Origin of the sequence: Bacillus cereus group sp. BfR-BA-01379, assembly GCF_022663605.1 — a bacterium.
Lineage (GTDB): Bacteria > Bacillota > Bacilli > Bacillales > Bacillaceae_G > Bacillus_A > Bacillus_A mobilis.
In genome coordinates this window covers 1-14,425 of sequence record NZ_JAKUFT010000099.1, presented here as the reverse complement: position 1 = coordinate 14,425, position 14,425 = coordinate 1, and the positions used below count along the sequence as shown (strand labels likewise).

Below are 14,425 nucleotides of genomic sequence, written 5' to 3'. Positions count from 1 at the left end.
AATTTTTCAATCCAGTTGTAAATTCCATCACCGTCCATACGAAATGAACTGGCGTTATTTCGAAAATAGACACCCCCGTTTGAATCGGGGAGGAAAAAAGTATCCTTATTTACTTTAAGTTTTGCATCAATTGGAAGGTTATTCATTTTAATCCTCCTTACGTTTTAGGCATACATTATTAGCTTATGTTATGGAATTTGTCCCGTATGAACGCAATAAAAAAAGGCTGTAGAATGATTCATTCTACAGCCTTTAATAGATTATTAATCTATCAACCTTCTAATAATAATGATTTTGGATCTTCAAGCATATCTTTAACAGCAACAAGGAAGCTAACTGCTTCTTTACCATCAACAATACGGTGATCGTAAGATAAAGCGATATACATCATTGGACGGTTTTCCATACGTTCTGCATCAATTGCAACTGGACGTACTTGGATTTTGTGCATTCCTAAAATACCAACTTGTGGACTATTTAGGATCGGTGTTGACATTAGAGAACCGAACACACCACCGTTTGTAATTGTGAATGTACCACCTTGTAGTTCTTTTAATGAAAGTTTGTTGTCACGTGCTTTCATACCTAAATTACGAATTTCGCTTTCGATTTCAGCGAAGTTTAATTGGTTAGCATCGCGTACAACTGGTACAACTAATCCATCTGGAGCTGCTACTGCAATACCGATATCATAGAATTTTTTAATGATAAGCTCGTCGCCTTGAATTTCAGCATTTAATAATGGGAATTGTTTTAATGCTGCAACAACTGCTTTTGTGAAGAATGACATGAAGCCAAGACGTACATCATGTTTTTTCTCGAAAGCATCTTTACGCTCTTTACGTAATTCCATGATTGCAGTCATATCAACTTCGTTAAATGTTGTTAACATTGCAGATGTTTGTTGAACTTCTACAAGGCGTTTTGCAATTGTTTGACGGCGGCGGGACATTTTCACGCGCTCAACTGGTTTTTCGAATTCCGTTTTTGCAACTGGAGCAGGAGCTGGACTTTTTGGAGCAGCTGGTGCTTCTTTTGGTGCTGTAGCATGAGCTTGTACATCGTGTGGTCTCACACGTCCAAGTGGATCTGTGCTACGTACGTCGTTTAAGTCAATTCCTAATTCACGAGCCATTTTTCTAGCAGCTGGTGATGCGATAGGACGGTTCGTATTTGGTAAACCTTGTAAAGTTGCAGCTTGCTCAGTAGTTGGAGCCGCAGCTTTCGGTGCTTCAGTTGTTTCTTGTTTTGGTTGCTCGGCAGCCGGTGCAGGTGTACTTACTGCAACTGGTGCTCCGTTTGCATCTAAAATTGCGATAGTTGCGCCAACTTCAACTGTATCCCCAGGTTCGCCTAGTAACTTCGATACAATACCTGAATCTTCTGCAATGATTTCTACATTGACTTTATCAGTTTCAAGCTCAACAACGCTGCCACCTTTCTCAACTTTGTCGCCTACGTTGATAAGCCATTGTGAGATAGTTCCTTCAGTAATAGATTCTGCAAGCTCAGGTACTTTAATTTCGATCATTTTAAATGTCCTCCCCTTATTTGCCTAACGGTGTGTTTTTTCTTCTTTTGTCTTCGGTAATCTCCATTTGTTAGCCTGCCCCCCCGGCAGAGTGTCTGCCTGGGGAGCAAGCTAGAAACCTTCATTGTTACTTTCAGTTGCTGAAAACTTCAATTTCTTGTTTATCTTGACGGAAGTTATACTTCACATCTAAAGCGTGTGCAACAATTAGTTCTTGCTCAGCTTTGTGAGCGAATGGATCGCCGCCAGATGGGCTAGAGCGATCCGGGCGTCCAATGTAACCTGTTTTCACTTTATCTCCAGCAAGTTCGAACAGAATTGGAGCCATGTAATGCCATGCGCCCATATTACGAGGTTCTTCTTGAACCCAAATAATTTCTTCTAAGTTTTTAAAGCGTTTAATAATAGATTGAACTTTCTCAGCAGGGAATGGGTACAGCTGTTCAATACGAACGACATGAACTTCATCTAAGTTATACTCATGTTTACCAGACTCAATTTCTGCTGCTAAGTCAATCGCCATTTTACCTGTGCTTAAAACAAGACGTTTTACTTTAGTTGGTTTTGTACCAAGATTTTCTTGTTCTAGAGCAGGTTGGAAACGTCCTTCGCTTAACTGACTAGCAGTTGAAAGCGTCAGTGGGTGACGTAATAAACTCTTCGGCGTCATCAATACTAATGGTCGAACAGCTTCTGTTCCTAAGATAGATGCTTGACGACGTAAAATATGGAAGTATTGTGCCGCACTCGTTAAGTTTGCAACTGTCCAGTTATTCTCGGCAGCTAACTGTAAGAAACGCTCTGGACGTGCGCTAGAGTGCTCTGGTCCTTGACCTTCATAACCGTGTGGTAATAGAAGAACTAAACCAGATTTTTGACCCCATTTTGCTCTTCCTGCTGAAACATATTGATCAAATAATGCTTGCGCAGTATTTGAGAAGTCACCATATTGCGCTTCCCACATAACAAGAGTTTCTGGAGCGAATACGTTATAACCATACTCGTAACCAACAACAGCAGCTTCTGATAATGGACTGTTATGAACAGAGAATGAAGCATTGATGTTTGGTAAACGATGCAATGGTGAATATGTTTCATTTGTATCAGTATCGTGTAATACGATGTGACGATGCGCGAATGTACCGCGCTGTGAATCTTGACCAGTTAAACGAATTGGCGTACCTTCTTGTAAAATAGAAGCGAATGCTAATGACTCAGCAAGTGCCCATTCAATTTTACCGTTCTCTTCAAGAGCATCTTTACGGCGCTCAAGAATTTTCTTCACCTTCGGATATACGTTAAATCCTTCAGGCCAAGATAATAAACCTTCATTAATTGCGCGAAGTGAGTCAAGCTCAACACCAGTATCAATTGGCTGAATGCCTTTTGCAACAACATCTGGTACTTTAACATGAATTGTTGCATCGCTCGTATCAGCTGGTGGTACTTGTGCATAGTCAGATTTTAATTGCTCTTGTATAAACTGTGTAATTGTTTCAACCTCATCTGCATTTAGAACACCAGCAGATTGTAATTGATCTGCATAAATCGCTCTTACAGTTGGGTGGTTTTTAATCTTTTTGTATACTTGTGGCTGCGTAACTGCTGGATCATCCATTTCGTTATGACCGTAGCGGCGGTAACCAATTAAATCGATTAAGAAATCTTTTTTGAACAATGTACGATATTGAATCGCAAGGTTAGCAGCAGCAAGACAAGCTTCTGGATCATCAGCGTTCACGTGAACAATCGGAATATCGAAACCTTTTGCAAGGTCACTTGAATATTTTGTAGAACGAGAATCATAGCTATCAGTCGTAAAACCAACTGCATTGTTTGCGATAACATGGATTGTTCCGCCTGTTTGATACGCGTTCAATCTGCTTAAGTTCAACGTTTCAGATACAATACCTTGACCAGGGAATGCAGCATCACCATGAACTAAAATTACGAATGATTTTGAAGTATCTTGTTCTGGAAGACCAGATTTTTTACGATTCTCTTGAGCCGCACGTGCGAAACCTTCCACAACAGGGTTAACGAACTCAAGGTGACTCGGGTTATTTGCTAATGTAACGCGAGTGCTAACTTCTTCGTTACTAACGACTTGTTCTCTACCTAAATGGTATTTCACGTCGCCAGTCCAGCCAGAGTTAGCCACTGCGCCTTCTATTTTTGCATGTTTGAACTCAGCAAACATGTGACTATATGGTTTTTCTAATACGTGTGCAAGTACGCTTAGACGACCGCGGTGAGCCATACCAATCATGACATCTTCTACGCCGCTTTTAGCACCTTCTAGTACAATTTCATCTAGAACAGGTACAAGCATATCAACGCCCTCGATAGAGAAACGCTTTTGCCCAACGAATGTTTTATGCAAGAATTGCTCGAAACCTTCAACAGCTGTTAAACGTTTTAACAGAGCAGTTCGTTTTTTATTTGATAGTGGTTGACGCAATGAATTTGATTCCACCATTTGATGCAACCACGCGCGTTCTTCACTATCTTGTATATGAGAAAATTCATAAGCTAAAGATTTTGTATAAACGTCTTTTAATCTATGAATTACATCAAGTGCAGTGTGAATACCTTCTGGTGCATCTTGCCATACTGTCTTTGCTGGAATCGCTTTCAAGTCAGCATCGCTCAATTCGTCCATTGCTTTTTCAAGAAGAGATTGTCCATTTGCAGCATCTTCCATCGGATTGATGTGAGCCAACGTATGCCCGAAAGAACGAATCTGTTCAACAAGCTGAACGACTTTAAGAATTTTTTCAATGTTCCCTGTGTTTTGAGGAGAAAAATGTGTTGCTGTGTTGTCCCCTGTTACGACATCATCTTGAAACGAAGGAGCTCCAAAAATTTCAAAAAGCTCTTGTAATTCCGGATCAACAGAACCTGCTCCAGTTACGTAAAGATCATACTGCTCAATAACATAACCAAGGTTCGGACCGTGGAACTTGGCCCAAGGGTTTGTCGTTGTATTCTTCCTCGTCATTTGTTTAAACCTCCCAATGCATATAATCCTTTTTCCATACAAAAAGGTGCATTTTGCTCTTTTCAATAATTGATGAACCAATAATCAATGTAAATGTTTTCTTTACTCTTATGTTATTACAATAATTTACATAATACCAAACACTATTACTTATCTGTTTTGTAAAAAAACATTCACAATAACTTATCACCCAAGTTAATCTTTCATGTTATAAAGTAATTTTACAGAAAAATAGGGTGGATATATTTGGTATACCTATACGAATAACTAAAATTGTTGCATGTAAATATAAGTATAATAGTTAGAATGTTTCGATAAAAATAAGTTCGAATTATGTATATTGAAATAATAAGCGCTTTCATTGATATTATACAACAATATAACGGAATATAGTATAAAAAATAAAAAATTATGAATTTATCGTAAACTTTATTTAGATAGTGTTAAATATCGAAAGGAAAGTGAAGGATTTCTACAAAAAAAGTTGCTAAACATACAAAATGCTTCATAAACAGTTAGTTTCTATAAATATGACGAAAAACACCGTAAAACGGGTAACACATTTCGTGGAATAAAGAGATAAATGAAATATTTTAAAAGGATAAAACAAATAGGGAGATATTAAATTTTTAAAAAAGAGAGGAGGAGATATAGTAACGGTTATTTACAGTGTTCCGCGTTTTATTTCAAAATAGACGTGCTGAAAATGAAAAAGTTTCTTCTATATAAATAGACCGAAAAATGAACAAAACGATTGTAAAGGAAACTTGACGTAAAGCTCACTTTACATTTATACTCGCTATAAGGGAGGAGGGAGAAATTTCCTTGGAAAATAAAATGGTCGAATACCGAAAAAAATTTGGACTATCTCAAGAAAAATTGGCTGAGAAACTTGGAGTTTCCAGACAAACCATCATTTCAATTGAAAAGGGAAAATACGATCCATCACTTCCGTTAGCATTTGAAATAGCAAAAACATTTCAGACAACGATAGAACATGTATTTATTTATGAAGGAAAAGAAGAGGGGGAATAAAGATGAACTATTCACAAAAGTACTTCGTTATCATGGGAATTATTTTTCTATTCATGAGTGGATTTATGATATTAACAGGTATAATGACGCATTCCGCACCACCGGCTCCAACGTATACAGTACTTGCGATGATGATTATGTGTTTCTGCTTAAGTTACTTACACCCACAATTTAAAGAAAAAGATGAGCGAATGAAACTTATTCGTTATAAAGGAATGTTCTTCAGCTTTTTTGCATTAGCAGCGTATTATCTTCTTTTCTCTTTCGGCTTAAACTTAAAAATAATTACACTATCTGCTACTGAACTATTGAACATACTAATGGCACTTACGATGAGTACAGTTTTTATCTCATTTGTTGTTTTATCGAAAAGATATTAAGATGGAAGAGAGAAAGGAAGATTAACATATGCAAATGATGTATGCTTTTGGCATTGGACTTGTATTATTTTTAGCCGTATTCTTATTTATTCGGAAAGACGTTCAAGGTGGGACGTTAACGAAAAGAGGCTTTTATAAAATGATCGGCTGTTTAGTCGTTATGTTTATAGCGATCATTGTAATGATCGTTTTAATAAATCAGTCACTATAGAATGAACCTTACTTGAGTAAGGTTTTTCTTTATAGTATAAAATCCGAAAATTCCTACGATATCCATTTACTACATATAATGGATATTATATAATTTAATAAAATGATAGATAGGGAGCATACTATATGAACAAAAAAACTATCTTCTTTTTATTAACATGCCTACTACTTATAGCTAGTATTACTTATATAATATGTAATAAACGAGAACCAGTGCCACCTATCTTAGTATGGGAGGGTCAGGAATACTACGTTACGAATGAACCTGCCGAAGCTGAAAAAGTTGGACAAAGGCTCGGAGAAGTAACAAAGAAAATCGAAACAAGTAAAAAGCCTACGAAAAACAGTGAATCCAACACATTACAAGAAAAAACAGAAGTATTCATAATGATAGAAGAAGAGGGAAATCCTCACCCACCCTTAATCATAAAGGAGCCTTATAGTGAAGAATATAGAGTAGTAAGAACGATGTTACATGTACTATAAAGTGAAAAGGAGACTCATATGCAGACAGTAACTTCATATCCATGGTCGTTAAGAAAAATGTTTGTTTTTTTCCTTTGCTTCATCCTTCCGCCAATCGGTGCGATTTATATTTTGATGAATAGAGAAGCACTACAAAAGAGAGACTTTATTTTATACGTATTATTTGCTGCTATTAATCTATCGCTTTGGTTATCGCTTATGATCTTGGATCGGAGTATGTGGATGGTAGTGGGGCATTATGTGCTTGGAGCAATTGTTATTGTTTTTTCAAATATGAATAAGAGATAAGCTAGCAATCTTAAAGTTGCTGGTTTTTATTTTGCTATTTATCCCGCTTTAATGGGCAGTAAGACCCCCACCTCAAAATGCAGCGAAAGCAAAGAAGTTAGGCGGGGGATCAACTGCCCATAAAAGTCCGATTGGTGAGGGCTGATAATCAGTGGGGGATGAAGAAAACCCCCACTAATTAAAGTTTCACTTTATAATGAAGAAACAAATTTTTAATAGAGAGTAGTGGGCGTTATGAGATGGAAAGAGGGAACATTTGAAAAAATAGAAACGAATGACGCATCTGTTGAGCAGCTTGTAAACACGTTTAAGGAACAAAACTTAAATGGTGGCGCAATAATAAGCTGTTTTAAAGTACATAACGAAAATTTTTTCAAAGAAATACCACATTCGAAAGAGGGACACGAACACTTCTTTAGAAGAATCGTTAACTCTTTAGATATAATACATAACTTAGAAGAGTTAAAAATACATACATCAGAAAAATATAAGTTTCGTTTTAAAGAGCAGCTGGCAGTCATGCTTGATGGTAGCATTGCCGCTCAAATTTTGTGGGGCGGAGCATATGAAGGATTTAAGGAACGACCAGTTATCGCAAAGCAATTAGCAGTCAATGTATGCCAATATATGTTCCAAGACCGATACGAAGATATTAAAGTGTTCGAAAGCTATCGCCCTTGGACAGATTGGTTTTACGATGTTGCGTGGGATGTTACTTGGATGGTGTTAGATAGTAAGGAGCGTAAAATGTGGCTCATTTGTGCTACGGATACGGATTGATGGAGGAGGGCCTTGTAGGAATGCTGCAAGGCTCTTTATCTTTTGGGAATGAATAGAAAGTGAATCATATAAATGCTATACTAAAAAATGTTTGTAATGTCAGTTTCATACTATTGTATAATGCTGACTTACTAGAAAAGATAAGAGGAGAATGAGCGTGCAAAAGATACAAAAATTATTGCTGTTAATGATGGTAGTAGGATTAACAGTAGGTGTTTTAGCAGGGTGTGCAAACCCGAAAGATACAACAGAAGAATTTTTAACTGCGATACAAAAAGGTGATGTAGAAAAGGCTCGTACATTTGTTGAGAGTGACAAAGAATTTAATAAACTAAATGAAAAAACAGATGATGCTGAGGCAAAAGCAATGCTGAGTGCAATTACGAAAAACTTTAAATTTGAAAAGCCAGAAGAAGTATCGAAAAAGGATGACAAAGCAGAAGTGAAAGTGAAAATTACATCTGCAGATCTATCCGTTGCTGTAACAAAAGCAGTGGGAGAAGTTATGCCAATGGCTTTCGCTAGCGCCTTTAGTGAAGACAAAGAACAATCTGAAAAAGCAATCGAAAAAACGATGACATCTGCAATCGTCAAACACTTATCAGATAAAGATGCAATCATGGCAACTCGCGAAGTTACATTGAACTTAAAGAAAAACAAAGATGGCGACTATAAAATCGTTGCAGATGATAACTTGAAAGAAGTATTGTTTGCTAATGCGAAATCTTTGGAGAAGATGTTTAGCGGGAAGTGATTTAGTTCTTGTAAAAGAATGATGTTCACAACATGTTAGAGTGCGAATTTGAACGTAGTAAAAAAGATGTCAGCATGTGCTGGCATCTTTTTTTATGCAATCTATAAAAATATGGCTTTAACGAGTGATTAAAGTTTTACTTTATTTGCTTGTATATACTATGTTCCAAGAAGATTCAAGCTTTTCGATGTTTGTTTCAGCTTTTTTATAATCTTCTGTAGCTGATTTTAAGAGATATTCATAATCTAGTGCACTGTTCTCAGTATTTCCGTCAAATTGCTTCATCATTTTAAGTTGCTTCTCAAGAGACGATTTTAAATTATTGATAGATTCACCGATTAATTTAAATTCTTTATCAGAAAAGGAAGTTGGATATTTACTAAAGTTTGTTTCTATTCTTTGTATAGTTGGATACGTATACTTCTCCATACTTTCAATACCCTCTCGAGCTTGCTTAATAATCTCGGCTTCAGGCGAGGATTTATCTATAGAAACGAGTGTTGCTAAATCGTTATTGCTGTGGCTTAAGTTCACTTCATCTAGAATGTTGTGAAAATCATCCATTAATATAGATTGATAAATAACATTTCCGCTTGTTAGGTTTTTATTCGCTACGGTTGCTTCTTCATTTGAAAAGGAAGAAACCTTCTTTTTTACATCCATAATTTTATTTCGTAAAGTTTCATTATGATTTACCAGTTTTTCATGTTCCATTCCTACTGTGACTGCTAAAAGTTGAAGGTCAGATGCAATGTCAGGGAAATCGGTAGCTTCTATCCATCCTGATTTTTGCGATGCTTCATCGATCTTTTTAGAAACAGCATCAGCTTTCGCGATAAAATTTGTTTTAATATCTTTTGTATTTTGTGTATCTGTTTCAGTGTTTGTCGCTTTTACGGTAGTGGACTGTGTTGATGATGCTGCATTACTACATCCGGCTATTCCTGAAGTAATAGTAAGTGCGACTAATGCGATAGATAAATGCTTTTTATGTTTCATGTTCCGTTGCTCCTTATGTGTAGTTTTATGCTGTGATTATAATGGAAAGTTTTGAAATCTTATCCATTAAAATATAATAACATTACTTATTTATATTAACTATAGAATGTTAGTGGTCGGAAAAGAAAAAATTTGTATATAGGGAGGTGTGCTTGCAATATAGATAGTAGTAAGAGTGGTCATAAAATCCATTCAAGACGGGAGAGAAATTAGGGGAATATAATATCAAGAATCTTACATTTTTTAAGTTATAAACGTTTTAAAAATATGATATATTAATATAATAAATTCAATAGAAAAGAACGTAGTAATACGGAAGTTATTATAATTAACTGCCAGTTAAATCATTGTACAAAAATAGCGGTCTATCAGTTGATAGACCGCTATTTTTTCGATATGACCCCGGAGAGGCTCGAACTCACGACCTCCACCCTGTCAAGGTGGCGCTCTCCCTGCTGAGCTACGGGATCTTCAAAATGCGTATGTAACAGCATCTTTAATCTTAATGCTAAAGTAATTATATATAATTAACTGAAATTTTACAATATTTTTACATTAAAATTTTGAAGGGAAAGTAGTTGGAATGGCGCTAGTCGTGTATTAAGGAATATATAAATAGATAATGTAATGAAAAGTGAGTTCGAATAAAGCGGTTATATTATTGTTTTCGATACCAATCTAAAGGACCTTCATCACTTAAATCGACAAGAAAAGGGAATAAGAAATGTAAAGGTAAGCTTATAAGTTCTGGCATAGCGTTCAATGTTTTCTTTGATAGATACTGCCTCCCAAAACAATACGGGCAATCTTTTTCAAATGTCACGAGTATCGACCATACGTCTTTTACTTTCCACTTCGTTTTACAATACGTACAACGGGTCATAGAGTTCCTCCTCATGTTAAGGTTTCTTCTAGTATATTCCATTTCATTGTACGAAAGTCATTTGTATTTGGTGTGATACAATGTAAGTTGTTTTGTTTTTATATGGATCTATTTAGTCATTTATGATCAATTACATATCGTTTTCTATTTTTGCAGGATGATAGATTTTCAGTTTTAATATGCAAACTGGCCAATATATCCTTTTTACAATTTACTTAAAATCATGTATAACAGAGATACAAGATTATTTTATAATTATTCAAGAGTAGAGGGAGAATTATTGTAATGGTAAGGAAAACGTTCAAGATGCGTGTGTCTAGAAATAGAACGATTTCGATTAATGGCTCGATTCTTGATGTGGATGTTACACATGATGAGTTTTTACAAGAGTTTGTTGAGTGGGTCGATTCTAAAGGCTGGTCGTTTATGGGGATGACAGATGAGATTACACCCGAGGAAGCTAGTCAAAATTTAATAGATTCATTGATTGATGAGAAGGATAAGAAAGAGTAATTCCTTCTTATTTTTTATTGTATATTTATGTTCTTTATCGTAAAAGTATGATATAGTAAAAAACAGTGAATGTTCTTCCAATTTAATACAAATTACATATAGATTGGTAGATTCAGTTTTTTAGCTATGAGAGTAGATTGAAAAGGGAGAGTCATATGGTAAATTTTAAGAAAATTTTGGCTTTTATTACCGTTATTTGTTTATTTTTTTTGACACCTATGACGTTACGTGCTGAGACGAATGTTGGAGTGAATCCAGAGCAAGTGGCACCACCACCTGCGGAAGGACCAAATGTTTTTAGTCAGTTTGCAACTGCGATTGATGCAAAAACAGGAGATGTTTTGTATGACAAAAATGCACATCATCGCGCATTTCCAGCGAGTATGACGAAAGTGTTAACAGCAATTTTACTTATGGAGCATACGAAGCCAGAAGATCAATTTACGTTTTCACAATTAGCATTAGATCAAGAGAAGAGTAATTATCAAATTGAGTTTCAACCTGGTGAGACGATTAATCGTAATACTGCGCTTATGATTTTAATGGTGCTGAGCGCGAATGATGTGTCCTATGCGATTGCGGAGCGTATTGGCGGAAGTGTTGAGAATTTCGCTCATATGATGAATGAGAAAGCGAAGCAATTAGGAGCTACAGATAGTCACTTTGTCACGCCAAATGGATTGCATGATCCGAATCATTATACAACACCATTTGATATGGCTATGATTACGAGAGGTGTGCAAAAGTATCCTGAAATTTTGCAAGCGATGAATACGAAAAGAACGACAGTGACGACATCTAGGCAGACGGTGTCTATTTTTAACAAATCTACTTATTTTGAAAATCCATATAGCATTGGCGGTAAGACGGGTTTTACAAATGAAGCGCGTAATACGCTCGTTTTATTAAATGAGAAAGATGGCAATCGTATTATAAATGTAGTAATGGCTTCTCAAAGACCTGAAATTTATGAAGATTTGAAGCAGATGGCGGACTATTCTTTCGGTCAATTTGTGAAGCAAACTGTACTAGATAAACATAGCTGGCATCGAAAGGCGACGTATTTAAATAAAGATATTGATAGCGAGCTTGAAAAAAGTGCAGAGCTTATGCTTAAGAAAGATGAAGGGAAAAATGTGAGGACGATTTTCCGTGCCGCCTCATTAGATAAAGATTCTTTATATCATAAAGGAATTCATCGTGGTGAAGTAGTTGGAGCAGTTGATATTACGAAAAATAATCAAACAATTGCGACGGTAAATGTTCTTTCTAAAGAAGATGTTACTTTTGCGATGCCTAAAAAAGATACGGCTGAGCCTGAAGTAAATGAATCAAATGTGAAAATAATAAGCATTGGGATAGGTGCCGTTTTACTATTTGGAGCCATTTTATTTGTAGTGCTACGCCGAAATACAACAGGAATGAAATCAGAAGAAAAATCAGAAGAAAAATAAATTACTAGTAAAAAGACTGTGAAGAGACTTTGTCACAGTCTTTTTTGTATGTGTAAAATAACTAATAATTGTAAATTTTCTTATTGCATTTGTTTTCCGTTCGTTATATTATTTAGTTGTGTTCTTGTTAGAGAACAGATTTGGTATTATATACTCCAAATAATATAAAACAACGGAGAGGGAGAGAGACGATGAAATTAATTTGGAAAGCGATTAGCAACGTTATCTCATTTGTTTTATTTGCATTAATGGTTTTTTTAGCTTTTGTAGTTATTTCTTCAAAAGCGAGTGGCGGAGATCCAACTGTGATGGGATATCAATTTAAATCAGTGTTATCAGGATCAATGGAACCAACATTTTTAACAGGGTCAATTATTGCGATAGAGCCGACGAAAGATGGTTCTAAATATCAAAAAGGCGATGTTATTACCTTTAAAGAGAAAGATGAAAAAATTATCACTCACCGTATTATCGGTGTGAAAGATACAAATGGAAAAGTAACGTATGAAACAAAAGGGGATAATAACAACGGCCCTGATTTAGAACCAGTCCGTGCGGAAAATGTCATTGGGAAATATGCAGATATTACAGTTCCTTATGCAGGGTATGCATTAAATTATGCTAGTTCAAAGGCTGGAGCTGCATTGCTTCTTATTATTCCAGGGATCTTTTTACTAGGTTATTCCGCGATTTCTATTTTTGGCGCGATTCGTAGCATTGACGGGGAAAAGAAAGAGAAAAAAGTAGAACAATCCGTCTAGTTCGTTTGGTTATACATTCCGTTTAGGAAGTTAACAAATATATAGATTAAGGGGATATGGACATGACTTTAAAGAAAAAATTAGGTATGGGTATCGCATCAGCAGTGTTAGGGGCAGCATTAGTTGGCGGAGGAACATTTGCATTTTTCAGTGATAAAGAAGTATCAAACAATACATTTGCGACTGGTACACTGGATTTAGCACTAAATCCATCAACAGTTGTTAATGTATCGAATTTAAAACCTGGCGATACAATTAAAAGAGATTTTAAACTAGAAAATAAAGGATCTTTAGATATTAAAAAGGTTCTATTGAAAACAGATTATAAGGTAGAAGATACGAAGGGCGACAATAAAGATGATTTTGGTAAACATATTAAAGTAACATTCTTAAAAAATGTAGATAAGCATGAAACAATCGTAAAAGAAACAACGCTAGATAAATTGAAGGGTGACACACTTACAGCGGTAGATAATGATTTAGCTGCTTGGTTCTGGGATGAAAAAGGTATTTCAGCAGGTAAATCTGATAAATTCACAGTGAAATTCGAGTTTGTTGATAATAAAAAAGACCAAAATGAATTCCAAGGCGATAAACTAAATTTAACTTGGACGTTTGATGCACAACAAACAGAAGGTACAGAAAGATAAATATATTGTAAAAGGGGCTATCAATTTGATAGCCCCTTTTATAGTTAAATAGTTTGATTGGAGTGTATTTTTCTAGTATATGGCTATCATTTTTTGCAGGTCTTTATTATAATAAAAGTAACGTTCTGTATAGAGAACGTATTGTTCGATGGGAGAGATTAAGATGTTGAAAACACCTCGCAAATTAAAAAAGATGCTTATATTGCCTTGTATTTGCTCCATTACGTTTTATTTAGGCTCTCAAATAATGACGTATACAGAAGCTGCATTTATTCATGAAACGAAAGTGGAAGCGGCTCTTTCTACAGCGATTATATTTCCAAGAACAGTTGATACGTTAAAAGAGGAAGCTGAGCAACATAAACAGTTTATTGAGCATCAGTATGGAGAAATGAAGGGGAAGTTGGCAGTAACTTCTATAGAAGAAATGGAACAGGCAATTGTAGTGTGGCAACAAGGACGTGAGAAAATTGCTTCTGAGGAGGAAGCGCTACAAAATGTATATACTGCAATAGAAGCTCCTTATAATCAAATACAAGAAGAATTAAAAGTGAATAAAAGTGAATCGATTCAACAAGTAGCTGTATATGTGAATGAAGGTTTTCTCACTATAAAAGAGAAGCGAGATTATATTGTGAAAGAAGTTAGTTTGCAAGCTATTGATGAACAAATTCAGACTTTACAAAAACTATTAAAAGAT

The 14,425-nt window shown here is 35.6% G+C and carries 16 protein-coding genes and 1 tRNA gene; 12 read left to right on the top strand and 5 right to left on the bottom strand.

Features of this window, described 5'->3' with window-relative positions; all coding sequences use genetic code 11:
- Positions 1-271: 271 nt before the first annotated feature.
- Positions 272-1,531: a 2-oxoglutarate dehydrogenase complex dihydrolipoyllysine-residue succinyltransferase gene (odhB, locus tag MR113_RS24735; RefSeq protein ID WP_242257201.1), complete on the bottom strand. Its 1,260-nt coding sequence runs from the start codon at positions 1,529-1,531 to the stop codon at positions 272-274.
- A gap of 133 nt (positions 1,532-1,664) precedes the next feature.
- Positions 1,665-4,532 (bottom strand): 2-oxoglutarate dehydrogenase E1 component, encoded by a 2,868-nt coding sequence (gene odhA / locus MR113_RS24730; protein ID WP_242257200.1) that lies wholly within the window; start codon positions 4,530-4,532, stop codon positions 1,665-1,667.
- Positions 4,533-5,357: 825 nt separating this feature from the next.
- On the opposite strand from odhA, the gene MR113_RS24725 reads away from it, so the two are divergent.
- The 7 genes from MR113_RS24725 to MR113_RS24695 all read left to right on the top strand — a co-directional run bounded on the left by MR113_RS24725 (position 5,358) and on the right by MR113_RS24695 (position 8,465).
- Positions 5,358-5,567, top strand: a complete 210-nt coding sequence (locus MR113_RS24725) for a helix-turn-helix transcriptional regulator (protein ID WP_000428506.1) — start codon at positions 5,358-5,360, stop codon at positions 5,565-5,567.
- 2 nt (positions 5,568-5,569) lie between these two features.
- Positions 5,570-5,947 carry a hypothetical protein gene (locus MR113_RS24720; protein WP_048545076.1) on the top strand — a complete coding sequence of 126 codons (378 nt, stop codon included), beginning with the start codon at positions 5,570-5,572 and terminating at the stop codon, positions 5,945-5,947.
- Positions 5,948-5,975: 28 nt separating this feature from the next.
- Positions 5,976-6,158 (top strand): DUF3976 domain-containing protein, encoded by a 183-nt coding sequence (locus tag MR113_RS24715; RefSeq protein ID WP_001178300.1) that lies wholly within the window; start codon positions 5,976-5,978, stop codon positions 6,156-6,158.
- A gap of 125 nt (positions 6,159-6,283) precedes the next feature.
- The gene (locus tag MR113_RS24710) at positions 6,284-6,643 is read left to right on the top strand and encodes a hypothetical protein (protein ID WP_242257199.1); all 360 of its coding nucleotides are present in this window, start codon (positions 6,284-6,286) and stop codon (positions 6,641-6,643) included.
- A gap of 18 nt (positions 6,644-6,661) precedes the next feature.
- Positions 6,662-6,931, top strand: coding sequence for a hypothetical protein (locus MR113_RS24705; RefSeq protein WP_242257198.1), 270 nt, complete (start codon positions 6,662-6,664; stop codon positions 6,929-6,931).
- A 234-nt stretch (positions 6,932-7,165) separates the two neighbouring features.
- A complete protein-coding gene (locus MR113_RS24700; protein ID WP_242257197.1) occupies positions 7,166-7,711 on the top strand; it encodes a hypothetical protein in 546 nt (181 codons plus the stop codon).
- Positions 7,712-7,868: 157 nt separating this feature from the next.
- Entirely contained in the window at positions 7,869-8,465 is a 597-nt protein-coding gene (locus tag MR113_RS24695) for a hypothetical protein (RefSeq protein WP_242257196.1), read from the top strand.
- A 141-nt stretch (positions 8,466-8,606) separates the two neighbouring features.
- Here MR113_RS24695 and MR113_RS24690 read toward each other — a convergent pair whose 3' ends face one another.
- The 3 genes from MR113_RS24690 to MR113_RS24680 form a co-directional block, all read right to left on the bottom strand.
- Positions 8,607-9,464, bottom strand: a complete 858-nt coding sequence (locus MR113_RS24690; RefSeq protein WP_242257195.1) for a hypothetical protein — start codon at positions 9,462-9,464, stop codon at positions 8,607-8,609.
- A 397-nt stretch (positions 9,465-9,861) separates the two neighbouring features.
- A tRNA-Val gene (locus MR113_RS24685) sits at positions 9,862-9,934 on the bottom strand.
- Between the two features lie 188 nt (positions 9,935-10,122).
- Entirely contained in the window at positions 10,123-10,347 is a 225-nt protein-coding gene (locus tag MR113_RS24680) for a hypothetical protein (RefSeq protein WP_242257194.1), read from the bottom strand.
- Positions 10,348-10,632: 285 nt separating this feature from the next.
- Here MR113_RS24680 and MR113_RS24675 point away from each other — a divergent pair, with 285 nt between their 5' ends.
- From MR113_RS24675 to MR113_RS24655, 5 genes are all read left to right on the top strand, one after another.
- On the top strand, positions 10,633-10,860 hold the full coding sequence (locus tag MR113_RS24675; protein ID WP_000251865.1) for a hypothetical protein: 228 nt from the start codon (positions 10,633-10,635) through the stop codon (positions 10,858-10,860).
- Positions 10,861-11,015: 155 nt separating this feature from the next.
- Positions 11,016-12,314: a D-alanyl-D-alanine carboxypeptidase family protein gene (locus MR113_RS24670; RefSeq protein WP_242257193.1), complete on the top strand. Its 1,299-nt coding sequence runs from the start codon at positions 11,016-11,018 to the stop codon at positions 12,312-12,314.
- A 191-nt stretch (positions 12,315-12,505) separates the two neighbouring features.
- Positions 12,506-13,075 carry a signal peptidase I SipW gene (sipW, locus tag MR113_RS24665; protein ID WP_242257192.1) on the top strand — a complete coding sequence of 190 codons (570 nt, stop codon included), beginning with the start codon at positions 12,506-12,508 and terminating at the stop codon, positions 13,073-13,075.
- 62 nt (positions 13,076-13,137) lie between these two features.
- Complete coding sequence (locus tag MR113_RS24660; RefSeq protein WP_242257191.1) at positions 13,138-13,725, top strand: CalY family protein; 588 nt, start codon at positions 13,138-13,140, stop codon at positions 13,723-13,725.
- Between the two features lie 163 nt (positions 13,726-13,888).
- Positions 13,889-14,425 (top strand): DUF4047 domain-containing protein (locus MR113_RS24655; RefSeq protein ID WP_242257190.1); only part of this gene is annotated, 537 nt, incomplete at its 3' end.